17 protein-coding genes, 1 pseudogene and 1 riboswitch are annotated in these 19,384 nt (G+C 39.0%); of the genes and pseudogenes, 3 read left to right on the plus strand and 15 right to left on the minus strand.

Annotated elements, in window-relative coordinates; translation table 11 throughout:
* Positions 1–27 precede the first annotated feature (27 nt).
* From NSQ14_RS18330 to NSQ14_RS18370, 9 genes and pseudogenes are all read right to left on the minus strand, one after another.
* Positions 28–810 carry an enoyl-CoA hydratase gene (locus NSQ14_RS18330; protein ID WP_346216680.1) on the minus strand — a complete coding sequence of 261 codons (783 nt, stop codon included), beginning with the start codon at positions 808–810 and terminating at the stop codon, positions 28–30.
* Positions 788–1,723: a hydroxymethylglutaryl-CoA lyase gene (locus tag NSQ14_RS18335; RefSeq protein WP_346216681.1), complete on the minus strand. Its 936-nt coding sequence runs from the start codon at positions 1,721–1,723 to the stop codon at positions 788–790. Before NSQ14_RS18335 ends, NSQ14_RS18330 begins: the two co-directional genes overlap by 23 nt.
* 11 nt (positions 1,724–1,734) lie before the next feature.
* Positions 1,735–1,947, minus strand: a complete 213-nt coding sequence (locus NSQ14_RS18340) for an acetyl-CoA carboxylase biotin carboxyl carrier protein subunit (protein WP_034773412.1) — start codon at positions 1,945–1,947, stop codon at positions 1,735–1,737.
* 150 nt (positions 1,948–2,097) lie between these two features.
* On the minus strand, positions 2,098–3,462 hold the full coding sequence (locus NSQ14_RS18345; protein ID WP_346216682.1) for an acetyl-CoA carboxylase biotin carboxylase subunit: 1,365 nt from the start codon (positions 3,460–3,462) through the stop codon (positions 2,098–2,100).
* Positions 3,463–3,483: 21 nt separating this feature from the next.
* Positions 3,484–5,118 carry an AMP-binding protein gene (locus NSQ14_RS18350; RefSeq protein ID WP_428831584.1) on the minus strand — a complete coding sequence of 545 codons (1,635 nt, stop codon included), beginning with the start codon at positions 5,116–5,118 and terminating at the stop codon, positions 3,484–3,486.
* A 224-nt stretch (positions 5,119–5,342) separates the two neighbouring features.
* Complete coding sequence (locus tag NSQ14_RS18355; RefSeq protein WP_343191655.1) at positions 5,343–6,485, minus strand: acyl-CoA dehydrogenase family protein; 1,143 nt, start codon at positions 6,483–6,485, stop codon at positions 5,343–5,345.
* 105 nt (positions 6,486–6,590) lie between these two features.
* Complete coding sequence (locus tag NSQ14_RS18360) at positions 6,591–7,235, minus strand: TetR/AcrR family transcriptional regulator (RefSeq protein WP_346216683.1); 645 nt, start codon at positions 7,233–7,235, stop codon at positions 6,591–6,593.
* Between the two features lie 286 nt (positions 7,236–7,521).
* Positions 7,522–8,421, minus strand: coding sequence for a LysR family transcriptional regulator (locus NSQ14_RS18365; RefSeq protein ID WP_034773420.1), 900 nt, complete (start codon positions 8,419–8,421; stop codon positions 7,522–7,524).
* A 237-nt stretch (positions 8,422–8,658) separates the two neighbouring features.
* A pseudogene (locus NSQ14_RS18370) lies at positions 8,659–8,871 on the minus strand (multidrug ABC transporter ATP-binding protein); the annotation flags it as partial.
* A 149-nt stretch (positions 8,872–9,020) separates the two neighbouring features.
* Here NSQ14_RS18370 and NSQ14_RS18375 point away from each other — a divergent pair.
* The gene (locus NSQ14_RS18375; protein WP_034773423.1) at positions 9,021–9,830 is read left to right on the plus strand and encodes a glycosyltransferase family 8 protein; all 810 of its coding nucleotides are present in this window, start codon (positions 9,021–9,023) and stop codon (positions 9,828–9,830) included.
* A gap of 149 nt (positions 9,831–9,979) precedes the next feature.
* A complete protein-coding gene (pepT, locus tag NSQ14_RS18380; RefSeq protein WP_346216684.1) occupies positions 9,980–11,215 on the plus strand; it encodes a peptidase T in 1,236 nt (411 codons plus the stop codon).
* A gap of 182 nt (positions 11,216–11,397) precedes the next feature.
* On the opposite strand, the gene NSQ14_RS18385 is transcribed toward pepT, so the two are convergent.
* Positions 11,398–12,930 (minus strand): solute symporter family protein, encoded by a 1,533-nt coding sequence (locus NSQ14_RS18385; RefSeq protein WP_251245786.1) that lies wholly within the window; start codon positions 12,928–12,930, stop codon positions 11,398–11,400.
* Positions 12,931–13,272, minus strand: a complete 342-nt coding sequence (locus tag NSQ14_RS18390; RefSeq protein ID WP_227092375.1) for a DUF485 domain-containing protein — start codon at positions 13,270–13,272, stop codon at positions 12,931–12,933. It abuts the gene before it with no gap.
* Between the two features lie 648 nt (positions 13,273–13,920).
* Here NSQ14_RS18390 and uraA point away from each other — a divergent pair.
* A complete protein-coding gene (uraA, locus tag NSQ14_RS18395) occupies positions 13,921–15,204 on the plus strand; it encodes a uracil permease (protein ID WP_034773433.1) in 1,284 nt (427 codons plus the stop codon).
* Positions 15,205–16,017: 813 nt separating this feature from the next.
* Here the strand turns inward: uraA and NSQ14_RS18400 are convergent.
* The 4 genes from NSQ14_RS18400 to NSQ14_RS18420 all read right to left on the minus strand — a co-directional run bounded on the left by NSQ14_RS18400 (position 16,018) and on the right by NSQ14_RS18420 (position 18,889).
* Positions 16,018–16,164 carry a hypothetical protein gene (locus NSQ14_RS18400; protein WP_346216685.1) on the minus strand — a complete coding sequence of 49 codons (147 nt, stop codon included), beginning with the start codon at positions 16,162–16,164 and terminating at the stop codon, positions 16,018–16,020.
* 425 nt (positions 16,165–16,589) lie between these two features.
* Positions 16,590–16,718 carry a hypothetical protein gene (locus tag NSQ14_RS18405; protein WP_346216686.1) on the minus strand — a complete coding sequence of 43 codons (129 nt, stop codon included), beginning with the start codon at positions 16,716–16,718 and terminating at the stop codon, positions 16,590–16,592.
* A gap of 340 nt (positions 16,719–17,058) precedes the next feature.
* Complete coding sequence (gene zupT / locus NSQ14_RS18410) at positions 17,059–17,871, minus strand: zinc transporter ZupT (RefSeq protein WP_346216688.1); 813 nt, start codon at positions 17,869–17,871, stop codon at positions 17,059–17,061.
* Between the two features lie 526 nt (positions 17,872–18,397).
* A complete protein-coding gene (locus NSQ14_RS18420) occupies positions 18,398–18,889 on the minus strand; it encodes a PaaI family thioesterase (RefSeq protein WP_041845895.1) in 492 nt (163 codons plus the stop codon).
* A gap of 297 nt (positions 18,890–19,186) precedes the next feature.
* Positions 19,187–19,371, plus strand: a riboswitch (cobalamin riboswitch).
* Positions 19,372–19,384 lie beyond the last annotated feature (13 nt).

A 19,384-nucleotide genomic window follows, 5' to 3' on the forward strand; every position in this document is an offset into this window, starting at 1 on the left:
GCGTTAATTTCCGGTCATATGAAGTAGCTACTTACCTATATATTGCGGCTTTCGTTTTTCTTGAAATGCTTGTAATCCTTCGAGCCTGTCCGCTGTACGTAGAAGCTCGTTATAAGCAAGTGCCTCAATTTTTAAACCCGTTTTCAAGTCGGCATCCATGCCATGATTAATGGCCGTTTTTGCTTGTATTAGTGATAATGGAGCATTTTTGGCAATCTCGAGCGCCAGTTCATAGGCTTTTTCCATTAAATACTCGGGTTCATAAACATACTCCACAATGCCAAGCCGGTAAGCCTCGGCTGCGGAAATCCTTCTAGCCGTATAAATCAATTCTTTCGCACGACCCATTCCGATTAAACGCGGCAGTCTTTGTGTTCCACCGGCACCGGGAATAATGCCCAGCGATGTTTCTGTTAAACCGATTTTGGCATTTTTACCGGCTATCCGAAGATCACATGCAAGTGCTAACTCAAGTCCGCCGCCAAATGCGACCCCGTTCAAAACCGCAATAACCGGCTGCGGCAAATCTTCTACTTGTTGAATGGTCGAGCCAATAAATGCGACCGTTTGCTTTACTTGATGCTCATCCATCCCTTTCCGCTCTTTCAAATCAGCACCTGCGCAAAATGCTTTTTCCCCTTCACCGGTAATCAGCACGACACGTATATCGCGATTATAATGAAGTGCTTTCAGTGTATCGCTCAATTCTGTTAATAACTGAATCGACATGGCATTGGCAGCTTCGGGTCTTGTTAATGTAATGACACCGACCCAGTTTTTATAAATGTCAAACCGTATGTTTACTGTCACTGTGGGCTAACCCCCTTTTACCCCTGGCAATTTCTAGTTGTTTTGATCCTAATTTTCGACCAATTTTTTCTTCTATAAAAAATGCACTTGCTAAGATTGCCTCCATGTTCACCCCTGTTTCAATGCCCATTTCAGTTAATAAATATAGCAAGTCTTCTGTCGCTACATTTCCTGTTGCTCCTTTTGCATAAGGACAACCGCCAAGACCACCAACAGAACTGTCAAAAAATGTTATCCCCATTTCAAGTGATTTTACGATATTGGCGAGTGCCGTACCCCTCGTATCATGGAAATGCATGGCAAAAACATTCGGTGGATACTCGTTGAATAAACGCGCTAATAATTTCTCTACCTGCGTTGGTACACCTACACCAATCGTATCCCCGAGCGATACTTCTGTGACGCCCATGTTAAATAGGGCATCGACAACTTTTAACACTTGCTCAGGCTCAATGTATCCTTCATAAGGGCAACCGATTACCGTTGAAACATATCCTCGGACAGAACGGTTGGCTTTTATCGCTTCTTGAACAACTTCTTTCAAAATAGGGATTGTTTCATCTATCGTTTTATTTATATTGTTTTTATTATGAGTTTCAGAAGCCGATAAAAAGACACTTACCTCATCGACTTCCGCTTCAAGAGCACGAATAAGCCCCCGCATATTCGGGACCAGCGCGGCATATGTGATTGTTTGATTACGCTTAATCGATTGAAGAACGTCCTTTGCATCAGCAAGTTGCGGAATCCATTCCGGGTGAACAAAGGATGTCACTTCGATATATTTTAGCCCCGATTCACTTAACTGATTAATGAATGAGATTTTATCTTCAGTTAAAATTTTTTGTTTTTCATTTTGAAGTCCATCTCTCGGTCCCACTTCTTTCATGACAACTTGACGTGGAAGGTTCATTCGCATCCCCCCTACTCAATTTCTAAAAGGTCATCTTCTTCATTGACGAACATGCCTTCTTGGACAATAATTCTTTTCACGACTCCATCACTTTCCGCTGAAATTGGGATCTCCATTTTCATTGACTCTAAAATGACCACATCTTGGCCAGCTTTTACCTCTTCCCCCTCTGAAACGACGATTTTCCAAACTGTTCCTGCCATACTTGCCTTTATCTTTGTCATTTCTATCCCCTCCAAATAATAAGAATTACGCGATTGCCTGGCTTTTGCGTGTCGTGGATAGTTCTCCGCCGGCATCTTTGCATGAATCTAGCGTATAAAGGAAAACAGAGAGAAGGCTCCCGTTTTTGTTTTTATAATGGAATCCTTCTCTTACTTACTCTTGATTTCTTGAATTTTTGGCAAATAATAGTTTTCTACAAAACTCGTAGTTGGATATCCTTTTAAAAACAGTTCATGGCTTACTGTTTCAATCAACATAGGTATATTTGTTTTAATACCTTCCACTTTGTAATGATGGAGAGCATCCAGCAAGCGCTTACAAGCCTCATCCCGGTCTTTACCCCAAGCAATTAGTTTTGCTATCATCGGATCATAGAATGGTGTAACCAGAGTTCCCGCTTCAATGGCACATTCATGCCTGATACCCAGTCCTTGTGGTAATTGCAAATCCGTTATTTTGCCCGGTGATGGGAAAAAAGTTTTTGGATCCTCTGCATAAATTCTTACTTCAATGGCATGCCCTTTTCTCTCAATATCTTCTCGTTGAAATGAAAGAGGCTCTCCTGCTGCGATTTTTATCTGCTCAGCAACTAAATCTAAGCCTAAAATTTCTTCGGTTACCGGATGTTCAACTTGCAATCTTGTATTTACCTCTAAAAAATAGAAGTTTTGCTTTGAATCAACTAAAAATTCAATTGTGCCGGCATTTGTATAACCAATATATTTTGCAGCACGGACAGCAGCTTCTTGCATTTTTGCCCTTGTTGCTTCCGAGATAAATGGTGATGGTGCTTCTTCCACTACTTTTTGATTACGCCTTTGAATTGAACATTCCCTTTCAAATAGTGGGACAACATTTCCATAGGAATCTGCAATTATTTGAATTTCCACATGGTGAGGATCTTCAATGAGTTTTTCTATATACATTGTGCCGTCGCCGAAAAATGATTCTGCCCGCTTCTTATTCCCCTCGTAAGCCTTAACAAGTTGATCCGAATTATCGATCCGCTGCATACCAATCCCGCCACCCCCGGCAGATGCTTTTAACATGATTGGATAACCGATTTTTTCAGCAGCTTGACATGCCGATTCCGTATTTTCAAGGGCAATATCCATCCCTTCAATAATGGGAATACCTGCTTCTTTCATTTTTTTCCGAGCTTCTAATTTACTCCCCATTGAAGCAATTACTTCCGGTGAAGGTCCGATAAAGGTGAGTCCGGCATCTAAACAACTTTGGGCAAACGTTGGATTCTCTGACAGTAGTCCGTAACCCGGATGAATCGCCTCTGCATGAGATTCCTTAGCAATTTCAATAATTTTTTCTATGTTTAAATAGCTTTGGGCAACTGGAGGTTTTCCGACTAAGTATGCTTCATCTGCCTCCTTTACATGTAGCGACTGAGCATCAGCCTCTGAATAGATGGCAACGGTTTGAATATTTAACTTTTGACATGTGCGAATAATTCGCCGTGCTATTTCACCACGGTTGGCTATTAAAATTTTTTTAAACAATGACGACTCCCTCCTTATCACTTATTTTATGAAACGGTTCACTTGTTCTCTCAATCTAAACTTTTGAATTTTTCCGGAAGCTGTCATTGGGTAGCTGTCTGTAAAAATAATGTACTTTGGAATTTTATTGCGGGCTATTTTATTTCTACAGTAATTTTTTATTTCTTCTTCTGATGCCGATTCTCCTTCACGTAAAATTATGAAGGCTGCTACCTCTTCACCATACTTATCATCAGGCACACCAACGACTTGCACATCGAGAATTTTCGGATGTGTATATAAAAATTCTTCAATTTCACGCGGGTATATGTTTTCACCACCGCGAATAATCATATCTTTCAAGCGACCGGTAATACTCACGTAACCGTTTTCATCCATCGTTGCTAAATCACCCGTATGTAACCAATGCTCTGCATCAATAACTTCCTTGGTTGCTTCGGGATTGTTATAATATCCTTTCATTACGTGATAACCGCGTGTGCAAAGTTCCCCTTGGGCACCGGGTGGAACTTCGGTATCTGTTCCCGGTTCAACAATTTTTACTTCAACATTTGGTAATGCGCGGCCGACTGTTTCAACCCGTAATTCCAAAGGGTCATCCGTACGCGTTTGCGTGATCACCGGTGAAGATTCCGTTTGGCCGTAACAAATGGTAATGTCGGTCATTCCCATTTTCTGAATAACGGCTTTCATCACTTCAACCGGACAGTTGGAACCGGCCATTACCCCTGTTCGTAACGATGAAAGATCAAAATTGTCAAAATTAGGTAAATTTAACTCACTGATAAACATTGTTGGCACACCGTGAAGTGCTGTACATTTCTCTTTTTCTACCGTTCTTAACACTTCTTCAGGATTAAATTCTTGTACAGGTACCATCGTTCCTCCACAGGTTGTTATGGCCAGTGTACCAATCACACAACCGAAACAATGGAAGAAAGGTACCGGAATGCATAAGCGGTCATCCTTTGTTAATTTCATACATTCGGCGATATTCACTGCATTGTTAATTAAGTTATAGTGGGTTAACATGACTCCTTTTGGAAAGCCTGTTGTCCCTGATGTATATTGAATATTAATGACATCATCATAGTGTAATGTTGCTTTTCTTTCCGCCAATTGTTCGTCCGTAATCTGTTCTGCAGCATTGAGGATGTCGGACCAGTTAAAGGTTCCATCATAACGGTTTTCGCCTAAAACAATGACATTTTTTAGCTTTGGTAACCGTTTGGATTGCAATTGACCAGGCTCAGATGTTTTTAACTCGGGACACACTTCATAAACAGTATCAATAAAGCGATGATCACGATATTGTTCAATGAGAATGAGTGTTGTCGAATCCGATTGTTTTAATAAATATTCCAGCTCACGGGCTCTGTAATTCGTGTTTACAGTTACGAGAGGCGCACCCATTTTCCCTGATGCAAATTGGAGGCTTACCCACTCGGGAACGTTTGTTGTCCATACAGCCAGATGGTCGCCTTTTTCAATGCCGAAAGCCATCAAGCCTTTTGCCACCTTATCTGAGAGATTATCAAGTTGCTGATAAGTTAAGCGTAAATCACGATCAGCATAAACAAGCGCTTCTTGGTTTGGATGCTGATTCGCTTTTTCCTCAATCAATTGACCGATTGTTGAAAAAATCAGATCTGCCATTGTATCCCCCCTAATATACTTTTCATTTGTCTACTACATGCTAAAGGTTGCCGGTAACTTCCTCTACTTGAGCTACTAGTATACTGTTTTTTTTCTAACATGCTAAAGGTCGTCGGTATCTTCCTCTACTTGAGCTACTAATATACTGTTTTTTTACTAACATCTAAAGGTCGCCGGTAACTTCTTCTTTTCGGGCCACCACTATTATCTTGTTCGTTTTTCTACTAACATCCAATTAATCTGGAAATAACCACTCTTTGAATCTCTGATGTTCCTTCTCCAATTTCCATTAACTTGATGTCACGTAAATGTCTTTCCACATCGTATTCAGCCATGTACCCGTAGCCGCCATGGATTTGAATCGCTTGGTTACAAACTCTAAAACCCATTTCTGAGGCAAATAATTTAGCATATGCCGCTTCTTTGCTAAATAATTTGTTGTTATCCTTGAGCCACGCTGCTTTGTACACCATGTTTCTCGCTAATTCAATTTCCATAGCCATATCAGCAAGTTTAAATTGAATGGCCTGAAACTTTGAAATTGAACGACCAAATTGGACTCTTTCCTTTGCGTATGCAAGCGCTTTCTCGAAGGCTGCTTGAGCAATACCGACTGATAAGGCAGCAATTGAAATTCGACCGCCATCCAATGTATTTAAAAATTGACTAAATCCTCTTTGCGGGTCTCCCAGTACATTTTCTTTCGGTACACGAACATTTTCTAACACGATTTGAGAGGTGTTTGATGCCCGAACACCCATTTTTTGATAATCAGATGTAATCGTCATACCGGGAGCATCTGTCGGTACAATAAGTGCAGTTATAATCTTCTTCCCATCTTCCCTTTCACCGGTTACCGCAGTAATAATTACTTGCCGAGCATAACTTGCATTGGTAATCCAACATTTTTCTCCGTTAATCACATATTCATCCCCATCAAGAACGGCTTTTGTTCTCGTCCCGCCGGCATCAGAACCGGCATTAGGTTCCGTTAACCCGAATGATCCTAATGCTTTTCCTTGCGCCATAGGTACCAGCCATTCTTGTTTTTGCTCCTCTGTCCCAAAGTTATAAATGGGGGATGCACCTAAGCTAACGGCAGCCGCATAACTTAATCCTGTACCTCCGCAAGCTTTACCGATCTCTTCAACGGCAATTACATAAGAAATGGTATCCCCACCGGAACCCCCATATTTTTCCGGAAAAGGAATCCCCATTAAACCCAATTTACCCATTTTCTGAAACGTTTCGAGTCTGAAGGAATGTGTCTCATCCAGTTCTCTCGCATATGGTTTTACTTCCTTTTCCGCGAAGTCTCTTACCATATCTCGAATCATTAGCTGTTCTTTCGTTAATTCAAAATTCATTCTCTCCCAACCCCTTTTTCAGTGATCGACCAGACGGTATTCTTAAAGAAAAGCAATTGTATAGACCGACTAGTCGGTTTGTTCAACAGTTATAGAAAAAAATATTTATTTTTCGCTCACAATTTCCTTCTTTCCTAATAATTGGTTTTGCTCATTTGCTTCTGTAAGACCTTTTTCTGTGGCTAAAGAATGTACGATGAGATCCCTGAAAACATCGCCAATTTCCTCTATTGATAACGGACCATCACGTTTGTACCATTTATACGACCAGTTTATCATCCCGATAATGGACATCGTTGCAATACTGGCAGGCACTTCTTTTCGAAAGTCTCCTCTTTCTTGCCCTTCTTTTATCACCCTTTCGATGAGTTTCCGGTATTGATCACGTTTTTCGTTTATCACTTCTTTATACGCAGCTTGTAAATAGGCACTTTCTTGATAGAAAACCGTGATATAAGGATTATACACATCAAATACTTTAATAAAGGAATGTAACATGCCGCATAATCTTAAAATAGGTGTTTCATATTCATCGTATGTTTCCTGTGCTTTTTTTATGACGTACGAAATAAATACATCATGAATTTCATATAACAGTTCATCCTTTGATTTAAAGTAATGATAAAATCCCCCTTTTGAAGTATTGGCCTTTTCCACTATTTGTTCAACTGTTACACCATGATATCCATTTTTTTGAAACAGTTCTAGTGAGCTTTCCAGTATGCGCTGCTTCAAAGCCTTTTTTTCCATAGTTTGTTTACCTTTCTTTTAAAAACAAATAAGTTATACTGACATTTTTCACAGATTTACCGGTAAACCTTTTTACACATGATGTATGAAACTTCTACTTTGACCATGTTTATTTTCCCGGCATTGCATTATTGGATTAAAATTATGCATATTCACTCTGTACTTTGCTTTTTAATCAGCCCCTTTTTCCTATACTTAAGGCAATCTTACCGAAAATTTTTTTATTAGTGAAATATCTATTTTGAATATTATTCATTCAATTTTCGAATAAATCCGTATTTATTATTTAAAATATTTTTTGCCAAGACCAAATTTCTGTTTGAATGACGGTTAATAATTCTTTTAATGCATAAGATTGATAACTGTCTTTGAGGGTGACAATTCCTAATTGCCACATTAATTGATTTGTTTCAAACGGGATAATTTTTACGTTTTTATTTGTTTGTTTTGCATAGATTGCTTTTGGTAAAATCGTTATTCCTAAGTTTAATGCTATTAATTCAAAAATTAAATCCCACTGTGAACTTTTATAAGCGATTTGTGGTTGGAATCCTTCGCTTTGACATGCTCGAATGACAAAATCATGCAGGGCAAACTCGGCTGTAAATGTAATAAACTGCTCATTTTTTAATTCCGGAAGAGTCACAGCTGAACGGCTCGCTAATGGGTGTTCTGCATTTACATAGACTACAAATTCATTTTCAAAAAAAGGCAAAATGGTAAATTGTTCGTTTTCAACCGGTAATACAACAATTGCTAAATCAACTTCCCCGGATAGTACAAGTTCTCCGATTAACTTTGCCCCTTTCTCAACCAGTTCCAGCGTGATGTTAGGATATTTTTCATGGAATTTACGGGCAATTTCAGGGAAAAATAATGTGCCTATTAAAGGCGGGATGCCAAATTTGATCTTCCCAGACTTTACGTTTCTTACATCTTGAATGGAGCGTTCCAATTCTAACACAGAATGTAAAATTTTTTGGGCATGTTCGTATACGACTCCCCCGATATCAGTAAGTTGGAGTTGTCTCGTTGTTCGACAAAGAAGATCAGCTTTCAAGGATGCCTCCAGTTTTTGAATACTTTTACTTAATGTTGGCTGGGAAATGTAAAGGGCCTCTGCAGCTCTCGTAAAATTCCCATATTGAACAACCGCAACGAATGCCTGTAAATCCCTAAGTTCCATTCCGTTACCCCCTCATACAAGTAAGCGAACAAGTTTTATAATTGGCAGGAAGATGTCCTTTCAGCTTGTGAGACGTGCCTTTTTCCCGGCCGACCCCTTTGATTCATAAACAACGCATGTCACCCCATGGCGATTGCCCGGCCGGCGCTCGACTGGTAAATGTCCATCAACCGGTGATTCATACACAAGGCAAGAATTCCCACAAACGCCCCCGCTTCAACCGACAATCCATAAAGCTTTCATTTTAGTGTTAATTACAAATAAAACGAATAAAGCAATGCTAACCGAAAGAATAGTGGACCAATTCCCCTTTGGCAACAGCGAATCAATGAACCATTGAACAGCTAAAGGGAAGGCAAGCTCGAGAATGGCAACAACAACCGCACTACTGAAGTCAATCAAAAATAATTTTTTATGGGGTTTATAGTATGATAGAAAACGACGAATCATGTTTTTCTCCTTTTTTTATGCTTACGTTTTTATTCTTATTTTATCGTATAATACGATCATTGACTATTCCTGTACTCTCCTTCTATATGTTAGAATGAATGAGTAAGCGTAAATAAGGAAAATGTTGGATGAAGTGAGGTTTTACTCCAATGATTAATATTCTTGTTACATTAAACGCAAATTATCTTCACCCTTTGAAAGTTTTACTGAAGTCATTATTTCATCATAACCCCAAAGAAAAGTTCTCTATCTATTTGATGCATTCTAATCTCAACCAATATGATCTGGATGGATTACATCAGTTTATTACCGAACACCAACACCAGTTCTATCCAATTTTTATTGATCGGGATTATTTTAAAGAGGCACCCGTGTTCCGCCATTACTCAACAGAAATGTACTATCGATTAGCAGCCCATGAATTTCTTCCTAAAACTATTGACCGGGTTCTATACTTAGACCCTGATATTGTCACCATTAATCCAATTGGTTCTTTTTATCGGACAAATTTTGAAAACAATCTTTTTATTGCGTCCGAGCACGAGTTTCCGACAAAAATAGTTCAACCAATCAATAAAATTCGTTTAAAAACGCCTTTAACAAAAGGATACTTCAATACCGGGGTACTATTAATGAATGTCGCCTTAATGCGCGATCTTGTTCACTTGGATGAAATATATCAGTATATTGAAAAGAACAAATTTAAATTGGTTTTACCGGATCAAGATGTTTTAAATGCTCTCTATTGGGATAAAATTAAGCCCGTTGACAGTTATCGATATAATTATGATGCTCGCTACTTTGAGTTTGCAAAGTTTTACCAATCCGATAAAAATAATCTTGAATGGATTAAAAAACATACATTATTTATCCATTACTGCGGCAAGGATAAACCTTGGCATGATGATTATAAGGGAAAATTGGGCGTATTTTATCAAAAATTTGAACAAATGATATAATAAGGATTACAATAAGATGGAACTTCCATCAGGGGAACTTGTCTTCCTTCTTTACATTTTTGTTTTCCCTTAAACGACATGACCGTTTGTGCGGGGCAATTAATTGTACATAATATGACTTATATTACCTGTTTAGGAGATGAAAAAAATTGAAAGATGAATTGATTAAACGCTTTACCACTTATGTCAAGATTGATACACAATCAAATGAAGATAGCCAAACTTGTCCATCCACACCGGAACAATGGGATTTGTTGAACCTTTTGGTAGATGAATTAAAGGAAATTGGCATGGAAGAAGTAACCATCGATGAAAATGGGTATGTGTTTGCAACTCTTCCAGCCAATACGAATAAGCAGGTTCCGACAATCGGTTTCTTAGCACATGTCGATACGGCGACAGATTTTACCGGAAAAAACGTCAAACCGCAAATTGTCGAAAATTATGATGGTGGAGATGTGATTTTAAACAAAGAGCTAGGAATTGTTTTATCACCGGAAGCCTTCCCTTCTTTAAAAAACTACAAAGGGCAAACATTAATCACAACCGATGGAACAACCTTACTTGGCGCCGATGATAAGGCAGGCGTCGCTGAAATTATGACGGCCATGAATTACCTCATTCAACATCCGGAAATTAAACACGGGAAAGTTCGGGTTGCTTTTACACCTGATGAGGAGATTGGACGCGGGCCGCATAAATTTGATGTTAACCGTTTTGGTGCAAAGTATGCTTATACAATGGACGGCGGGCCACTTGGGGAATTACAATATGAAAGTTTCAATGCAGCCGCTGCTAAAATTACGATAAAAGGAAACAACATTCACCCGGGTTCTGCCAAAGGAAAAATGGTGAACTCAATAAAGATCGGTATGGAGCTAAATCAACAATTACCGGTTAGAGAAGCCCCCGAGTATACGGAGGGATATGAAGGATTTTACCATCTTCTTTCTTTCCATGGCGATGTTGAAAAAACTGAGCTTTACTATATCATACGTGATCATGATCGGCAAAAGTTTGAAGCAAAAAAAGAGAATTTAGTAAAAATCGTTGACCAATTGCGCCAAAAATATGGAGAAGACACGATTGGTTTAAAGTTAGAAGATCAATACTACAATATGCGGGAAAAAATTGAGCCGGTTAAAGAAGTTTTTGAGAACGCCAAAGAAGCGATGGAGAGATTGGATATTACCCCTGTCATTGAACCGATCCGTGGCGGTACGGATGGCTCCCAATTATCTTATATGGGTTTGCCGACACCGAATATTTTTGCCGGTGGAGAAAATATGCACGGGAAATATGAATTTGTCTCAGTAGAAACAATGATGAAAGCAACTGAAGTGATTGTTGAAATTGCGAAAATTTTTGAAGAAAAGGCAAAATAACTTGCTTGTATAAAACAGTGAGGAAAAAAACATCTTCATCTGCTCGTATTGAAACAATAGTGGAGAAAACTCGGTAATTGCCGAGTTTTCTCTTTTTAACAATGTTTAAAGCTTGATTTTATTCTATTTTTTTTTTTGCGATTATACGAATGCTTCATAGAACCTGAATAGATTTTATTCATTTATTTATCCCGATAACCGGTATTAGCCCGGAACTTCACTTCTGCATAACGAACGAAATCAGTTTTTCCTGATAACACCGTCCCCAAATATCCGCCCAAAAATCCAAGCGGAACAGAAATAATGGCCGGATTGGTTAGCGGGAAGATTGGGTTACCAACAAAAATAGCTGCTCCTTCAGTCGGTGAAAATACACTTGGACTGATACTTACTAATACTAATGCCGAAATGAGACCCGATAACATAGCGGAAATCGCTCCGGCTGTATTAAATCGCTTCCAAAAAATGGTATAAACGATAACCGGCAAATTGGCACTTCCTGCAATACAAAAAGCAAGTGACACAAGGAAGGCAACATTCATATTTTGTGCAAATAATGCCAATAAAATGGAGAGCACTGCTACACCTAATGAAGCATATTTTGCTGCGAGAACTTGTTGTCTTTCTGTTATCTTACCCTTTTTAATAATTTGTCCATAAATATCATGAGCAAATGCCGATGCACCACTTAATACAAGACCGGATACAACGGCTAAAATGGTTGCAAAGGCAACTGCTGATACAAAGGACATTAAAAAGTCTCCGCCTAATACTTGAGCAAGTAATGGAGCTGCCATATTCCCCGCTTCGTTTGCTTCAACGATTTTTTCTGAACCGACAAAAGCCGCTGCTCCAAATCCCAAGAAAACCGTTAAAATATAGAAGATTCCAACAATCCATGTTGCCCACATCACTGAACTGCGTGCCGTTTGTGCATCTTTAACCGTAAAGAAACGCATTAATATATGCGGAAGTCCTGCCGTGCCTAATACGAGCGCCGTCATTAATGAAATTGTATCGAGTGGATTTTTATATTTTACACCTGGATTTAAGAAGTCCTCTCCAAGCGGTGTTGCAGTTTTCATTTTGGTAAACATCGTAGCTATATTAAAATTGAATTTAGACAAGACAATAAAGGAAATAACGACGGTAGCTGCCATCAACAGAACAGCCTTGATAATTTGTACCCAACTGGTTGCTGTCATTCCGCCAAATAATACATAAATGGTCATCATAACACCAACGATTAATACAGCCAACCAGTAATCAATATTGAATAATAATTGAATAAGTGCGCCTGCACCGACCAACTGAGCAATCATATAAAATATGACAATGGTAATCGTACTTAATGCAGCAACCCCGCGAACTTTTTTTGCATCGAATCGTGCATTAATCATATCCGCTAACGTATATTTTCCTAGATTCCGAAGCGGTTCAGCAACAATAAATAAAACAACGAGATATGCAACGAGATAACCGATACTGAAGAAGAAACCATCAAACCCTGTTAAAGCAATGGATCCGGCAATCCCAAGAAAGGATGCTGCCGATAAATAGTCACCGGCTATAGCCAAACCATTTTGCCATCCCGTTAGACCTCCGCCTGCCGTATAAAATTCATTGGCCGTTCTTGTGCGTTTAGCAGCAAAATACGTTATGATTAGCGTACTAGCGACGATCAGTAAAAATAATATAACAACTGTCGTATTCATTTACTCTCCCCCCTTCTTAACGAATTCTTCTGTAACATCGGCTGCTAATTTGTCAAACTTTGATGATTTTTTCATATATATAGTAACTAATGTCCAAGTCATTAAAAACTGGGCAAACGCAAAGATCCACGCCCAATTGATGTCTCCAAATGCCGGTTGATGCAACAATTTTGTATAAGAAGTCAAAATTGGTAAGGCAAAATAAAATAACAGGAAAAACACGGTATACGGAGAAAGAAATTTTTTCTTTTGATCCATTAATTCCTTAAATTTTCCCGTCTCAATGATTCTTTCAAACTTTGTTTTTTCTACTTCCAATTTTTCTTGCTTGGCATGATCCATAAATGATTCCTCCTCAGTACATTTTTAAGCGTTTACATTTTGAAAATTAAGATACTTTAAGAAATAATTCTTCCTGTTTTCTAAGATTTATTCCACCACCATTTCTAACTAAAATTCTTATATTTTAAAATATACATTTTTTAATTAAAATGGGCAACATATTTTTTATCTTTTTAAAATTTTTCTAAAATAATAATATCCTATTTATTAGGTCCGGACTGTCTTTTCAGCTGATTACGCTTTACCACAATACAGCTCCTGTAAACGATAATGATTGGCTAAATTGAATTGAAGGCGGTTTTTTTCGTCAATAATAGGGAGATTTATTATAAAAAATAAGGAACCTCTATTATATAGGCCCAGTCAGTACAGCAAACATTGAAAAAGTACTTCTTATGGATAAAGTCATGTGAGAAAATCTTTTATTGACTTTCTTTTCTTTTCCTGCCATAATATTTTTGACAAGTAAATGAGTACCTTTAAATTCAGTCCTGTGAGGCTGGCAAGGTTGGCGGAATACAACGTTATACTGTTTCTGTATCCTTTTGTGTTGGATGGACGGATATAGCACCTTGCCCTTGTACAGGCAAGGTGCTTTTTTATATATAAAAATTTTTTCGAATCGTATTTAAGAAGGAGAGAATGATGATGGAAAAAAATGTCATCCAAGTTCATGAAAAATTACCCTTTTGGGAAAGTCTCCCACTAAGTTTGCAACATTTATTTGCAATGTTTGGGTCAACTGTTTTAGTCCCTGTGTTATTCGGCGTCGATCCCGGGACAATTTTATTAATGAACGGAATTGGTACACTCATTTACATCTTTATTACAAAAGGAAAAATTCCCGCATACCTTGGATCAAGTTTTGCCTTTATTTCACCGGTTTTCGTTGTGTTGGGCCGCTATTCCGGTTTGGAAGGGTATAGTTATGCTCTTGGTGGATTTTTTGCTGTTGGGGTCATTCTGGTCATCATTGGTTTAATCATTAAGGCTGTCGGTACCGGATGGCTGGATCTCATTTTTCCCCCGGCTGCAATGGGCGCTATTGTTGCCGTTATCGGGCTTGAATTAATACCAACTGCTGCCCAAATGGCCGGATTTATTGCGCCGGCAGATGCAACCACAGACTGGGCCATGGATCCAAAGACCGTGACTGTATCGCTTTTGACTTTGGCCATTACTATCGTTTGCTGGGTAACATTACGCGGCTTTTTGAAAATTATCCCGATATTAATTGGGATTATCAGTGGGTATATCATCGCTTTCTTTGCCGGTCTTGTTGACTTTACAACGGTAAAAGAAGCATCATTCATTGCCTTACCAACCTTCTACTCTATTAAATTTAACTGGTCTGATATTTTGGCAATTATTCCGGCCGCTCTTGTCCTAGTTCCGGAGCATATCGGGCATACAATGGTTACCGGAAACATTGTCGGAAAAGATTTAACAAAGGACCCCGGGTTGGACCGCTCATTTTTAGGGAACGGGATTTCAACAATTCTGTCCAGTTTGGTTGGCTCAACACCTAATACAACTTATGGGGAAAACATTGGTGTCTTGGCCATAACAAAAGTGTATTCAACATGGATCATTGGCGGAGCAGCAGTCATTGCCATTTTCCTTTCCTTCTTTGGTAAATTTGCAGCATTAATTTCTTCTATTCCAACGGCCGTCATGGGCGGAATTTCCTTGTTGCTGTTCGGAATGATTGCTGTGAGCGGTCTCCGTACACTTGTGGAAGCAAAAGTTGACTATGATAAATCACGAAACTTAATCTTAACTTGTGTTGTTTTAGTTGTCGGCCTAAGCGGCGCTACAATTCAACTCGGCTCGGTACCGCTAAAAGGTATGGGCTTGGCTACCATTGTTGCCATTATTCTGAGCTTATTCTTCAAACTCCTTGATGTTTTGAAATTATCGAATGAAAAATAGATAACTAATTTGTAAGATTTGAGGCATTTTTACAAAGGGGTTAGAGGCAACTGAAAAAGTCCTAAATAATTATAAGATTACTTGCTTTTGTGGTCTGACCTACTATAAGTAAGTGAACTTATTCGAATTTTTGGGTATTCGCACTTTTGTGTGGTGGTATAACATAGATAGTTTATTAGAAGGGGGCTTGACATGGAGCCTCGGCGGGTATGGTTCTCCTGCCGAGAAGCCAGATGTCACAACATCGGCACCGCCAAACAAGGCTACCATACCCGCTACTCCATATAAAGCCCCAAAACCTATAAACCCATTGATAAGTGCGATGAACCGAATTTTTTCAGTAGCCTCAAGGGGTTACAGGAAAATGTCCCATAGTTTGGTGCTATGGGACATTTCATGTTGATATACAAGAGGAATTGGCTCATTGATAGGGGCAATACCCCGGTTATGGGATATTTTGATTAAAGATTCCGAGACCAATGAAAAAGTGCAAATATATCCATAAGATTGACCGTCAAACACCATATCTATTTATATCCACGTGGTCTACCCTACTGTATATTGTGTGAGCAAACTTATTCAAATTGTTTTTCGCTTTAAAGATTTCTTGAAAAGTGTCCTATTGAATAATTTATCTTGAAAGAACCACTCTCGTCACCATATTTGGGCGAAAATCTGCTTTTTTTGACGACGGGACTCTTTCTCGTCATCTTTTTGAGTCGAAAAACGCCATTTTTTGACGACGAGACCACTTCTCGTCAACTTTTTTGGGCGAAAAACACCATTTTTTGGCGACGAGACTCTTTCTCGTCGTCACTTTGGGGTAAAAAACTCACTTTTTTGGCGACGAGACTCTTTCTCGTCACCTTTTTGAGTCGAAAAACGCCATTTTTTGACGACGAGACCACTTCTCGTCAACTTTTTTGGGCGAAAAACGCCATTTTTTGACGACGAGACCACTTCTCGTCACCTTTTTTGGGCGAAAAACCCCACTTTTTGGCGACGAGACTCTTTCTCGTCACCTTTTTGAGTCGAAAAACGCCATTTTTTGACGACGAGACCCTTTCTCGTCGTCACTTTTGCTCGGGAAACTCCATTTTTTGGCGACGAGACTCTTTCTCGTCGTCATTTTGAGCTGGAAAACTCCACTTTTTGGCGACGAGACCACTTCTCGTCAACTTTTTTGGGCGAAAAACACCATTTTTTGACGACGAGACTCTTTCTCGTCACCTTTTTGAGCCGGAAAATGCCACTTTTTGGCGACGAGACCACTTCTCGTCAACTTTTTTGGGCGAAAAACACCATTTTTTGGCGACGAGACTCTTTCTCGTCACCACTTTGGGGTAAAAAACTCACTTTTTTGGCGACGAGACTCTTTCTCGTCGTCACTTTTGGGCGAGAAACTCCACTTTTTGGCGACGAAACTCTTTCTCGTCGTCACTTTTGCTCGGGAAACTCCACTTTTTAGCGACGAGACCTCTTCTCGTCACCTTTTTGAGCCGGAAAATGCTCATTTTTGGCGACGAGACCTCTTCTCGTCGTCATTTTGGGGTAAAAAACTCACCTTTTTGGCGACGAGACTCTTTCTCGTCGTCACTTTTGCTCGGGAAACTCCACTTTTTAGCGACGAAACTCTTTCTCGTCGTCATTTTGGGCTGGAAAACTCCACTTTTTGGCGACGAGACCACTTCTCGTCAACTTTTTTGGGCGAAAAACTCCATTTTTTGACGACGAGACTCATTCTCGTCACCTTTTTTGGGCGAAAATCTGGTTTTTTTGGCGATGAGACGCCAAGTCGAGAGGCCAAATCTTGCCTCGATAAACCGAAAACTTGCTCATATAAAATCTCACATACTACATAAATAAGAGCAAGCTAACCGCCATGACCGCCATACCGGCAATCAGGCCGTATATGGATTTATGTGCTTCATCATATTTTTTGGCAGCGGGTAACAACTCATCTAATGAAATAAACACCATTATCCCCGCCACGGCAGCAAAAATAATACCGAACACTAAATCTGTTAAATAAGGCAGTAAAACTAAATATGCAACTAGAGCTCCGAGTGGTTCGGATAAACCGGATAAAAAAGATAACTTGAACGCCTTCCTTTTACTCCCTGTTGCATAATATACCGGAACCGATACAGCGATGCCCTCAGGTACATTGTGAATAGCAATGGCAACCGCAATTGAAATACCTAATGTCGGATCTTGCAGAGCTGAAGCAAAAGTGGCAATCCCCTCTGGAAAATTATGAATCCCTATAGCCAAGGCTGAGAAAATCCCCATTTTCATTAAACCCGGATCGTCCGAAGTTAAGCCCGGTCTGTCCTTCATATCTTCCACTTTCCTTAACTCATGTGGATTATTCTGTTTTGGAATAAATTTATCAATTAATGCAATCAATAACATACCGGCAAAGAAACTAATAACGGTAATCCAATTTCCTGCAGGGCTACCAAGTTCTGTGACCAGTGCGTTTTGTGCCTTTACAAAAATTTCAATCATAGAAACATAAATCATCACACCCGCGGAAAACCCTAATGCTAACGAAAGAAATTTTGTATTTGTGGTTGAAGTAAAAAATGCTAAGACACTTCCGATTCCGGTCGCCAAACCGGCCAATAATGTCAGACTAAAGGCGAATAATACATTTATATCCATCCTGGTTTCTCACCTCAATTCACAAAAATAATATGCTACTATTGTTTAAGAAATACAAAATTTCCCCTTAATGACTCATCTTATATTCCCATCTAAAAAGTTTGAGTCAACGAGAAAGATAAGTTGGAGGGACTTTTCACTTTAAGTATCGAGGCAAGAATTTTTCCTAATATAAACATTTAGTAGTGGAAAATTGATAGGATCATATGAATTATTTTATGACAAAAAAACCAGCCTATGCAAGACTGGTTTCTTTTGTTTAATGAAAAGCCACATTTGCCGTAGCTTTATAATGAAGTTTTAAAACCACCACTCTCAGACAAGTGGGTGTTTGCAATAGTGATCCTGCTTGCCCTCCAAGTCATATAGACAGAGATATGTCATTCACACTATATTCTCTTAAACTCCCTATAAATACTTAGGTGAAAAACTTAATTATTTATACGAACAATGCAGCTTACATTTTGATAATATACTATTCTCCCGTAAAATTCAATGGAAAATTTATGTTGGTTTGGGAGCGCTGTCATTTGTTTTTTAAAAATGTTGCCGGCATAATGACCGCAACTACTTCTCCTTTGGCACAAGGAATATCCCCAGCATATACCTCTGTTAAAACTTTCCATTTTTTTGGATGAATTTCCTCTACCATTCCAATAGCCTTTAATATCACGTTTTGTGGGGTCGGCTGTAAAAAGTCAACATGCAATGAACCTGTTACAAATCTTGGTGGTTCGGTACCGTCACCGAGTTCATGTCCATTTTTATAATGTAATGCTAATGATGCAGACCCTGTACTATGGCAATCAACAAAAGAAGCAAGTAAACCTCCGTAAACAAAACCCGGGATGGCTGTATGTTCCGGTTTTGGTTGATAATAGGTGACTGTTTTCTCTTCGGGTGTTAACCAACCTGTCCGAAAATGGTGACCTTTTTCATTTAGTCTGCCACACCCGTAGCACCATGCAATTTCTTCCCCATAATAATCTTGAACTGCCTGTTCGACCAATTCTTCCATATGAAATCCCTCCTTCTATAACATTATACGATAAACGATTAAGAATAATATATTCATAGTTAAAATTTTTCAAGGGATTCGGGAAAATTGGCTGTTTACCATATTACAATTACTTGTTTTCCTATTCCATAAAAATTTTGGTTGAAAAAGCTGAATTATAATCTCTTTTTCAAGACTCATTTTATATTCTCTTGATAGGTAAGTTTATTCAAATCTTTTTCTTTTGGAATAACATCGTTTTCACAGGGAAATTATTGACAAAATCACTGTCAAAAACTATGATTTAGTTAAAATGATAATTTCATATAAGAAATAGGTGGCTCATTTAAATATGAGTCTTAAAAGGGAAGTTCGGTGCAAATCCGACGCGGTCCCGCCACTGTAATTGGGAGTTCTCTATCGGATACCACTGTTTTCATAACGGGAAGGTGTAGAGAATGATGAACATAAGCCAGGAGACCTGCCTGTTTCAAACGCCATAACCCTACGTGGATA

Source organism: Caldifermentibacillus hisashii, from assembly GCF_039654145.1.
Lineage (GTDB): Bacteria > Bacillota > Bacilli > Bacillales > Caldibacillaceae > Caldifermentibacillus > Caldifermentibacillus hisashii.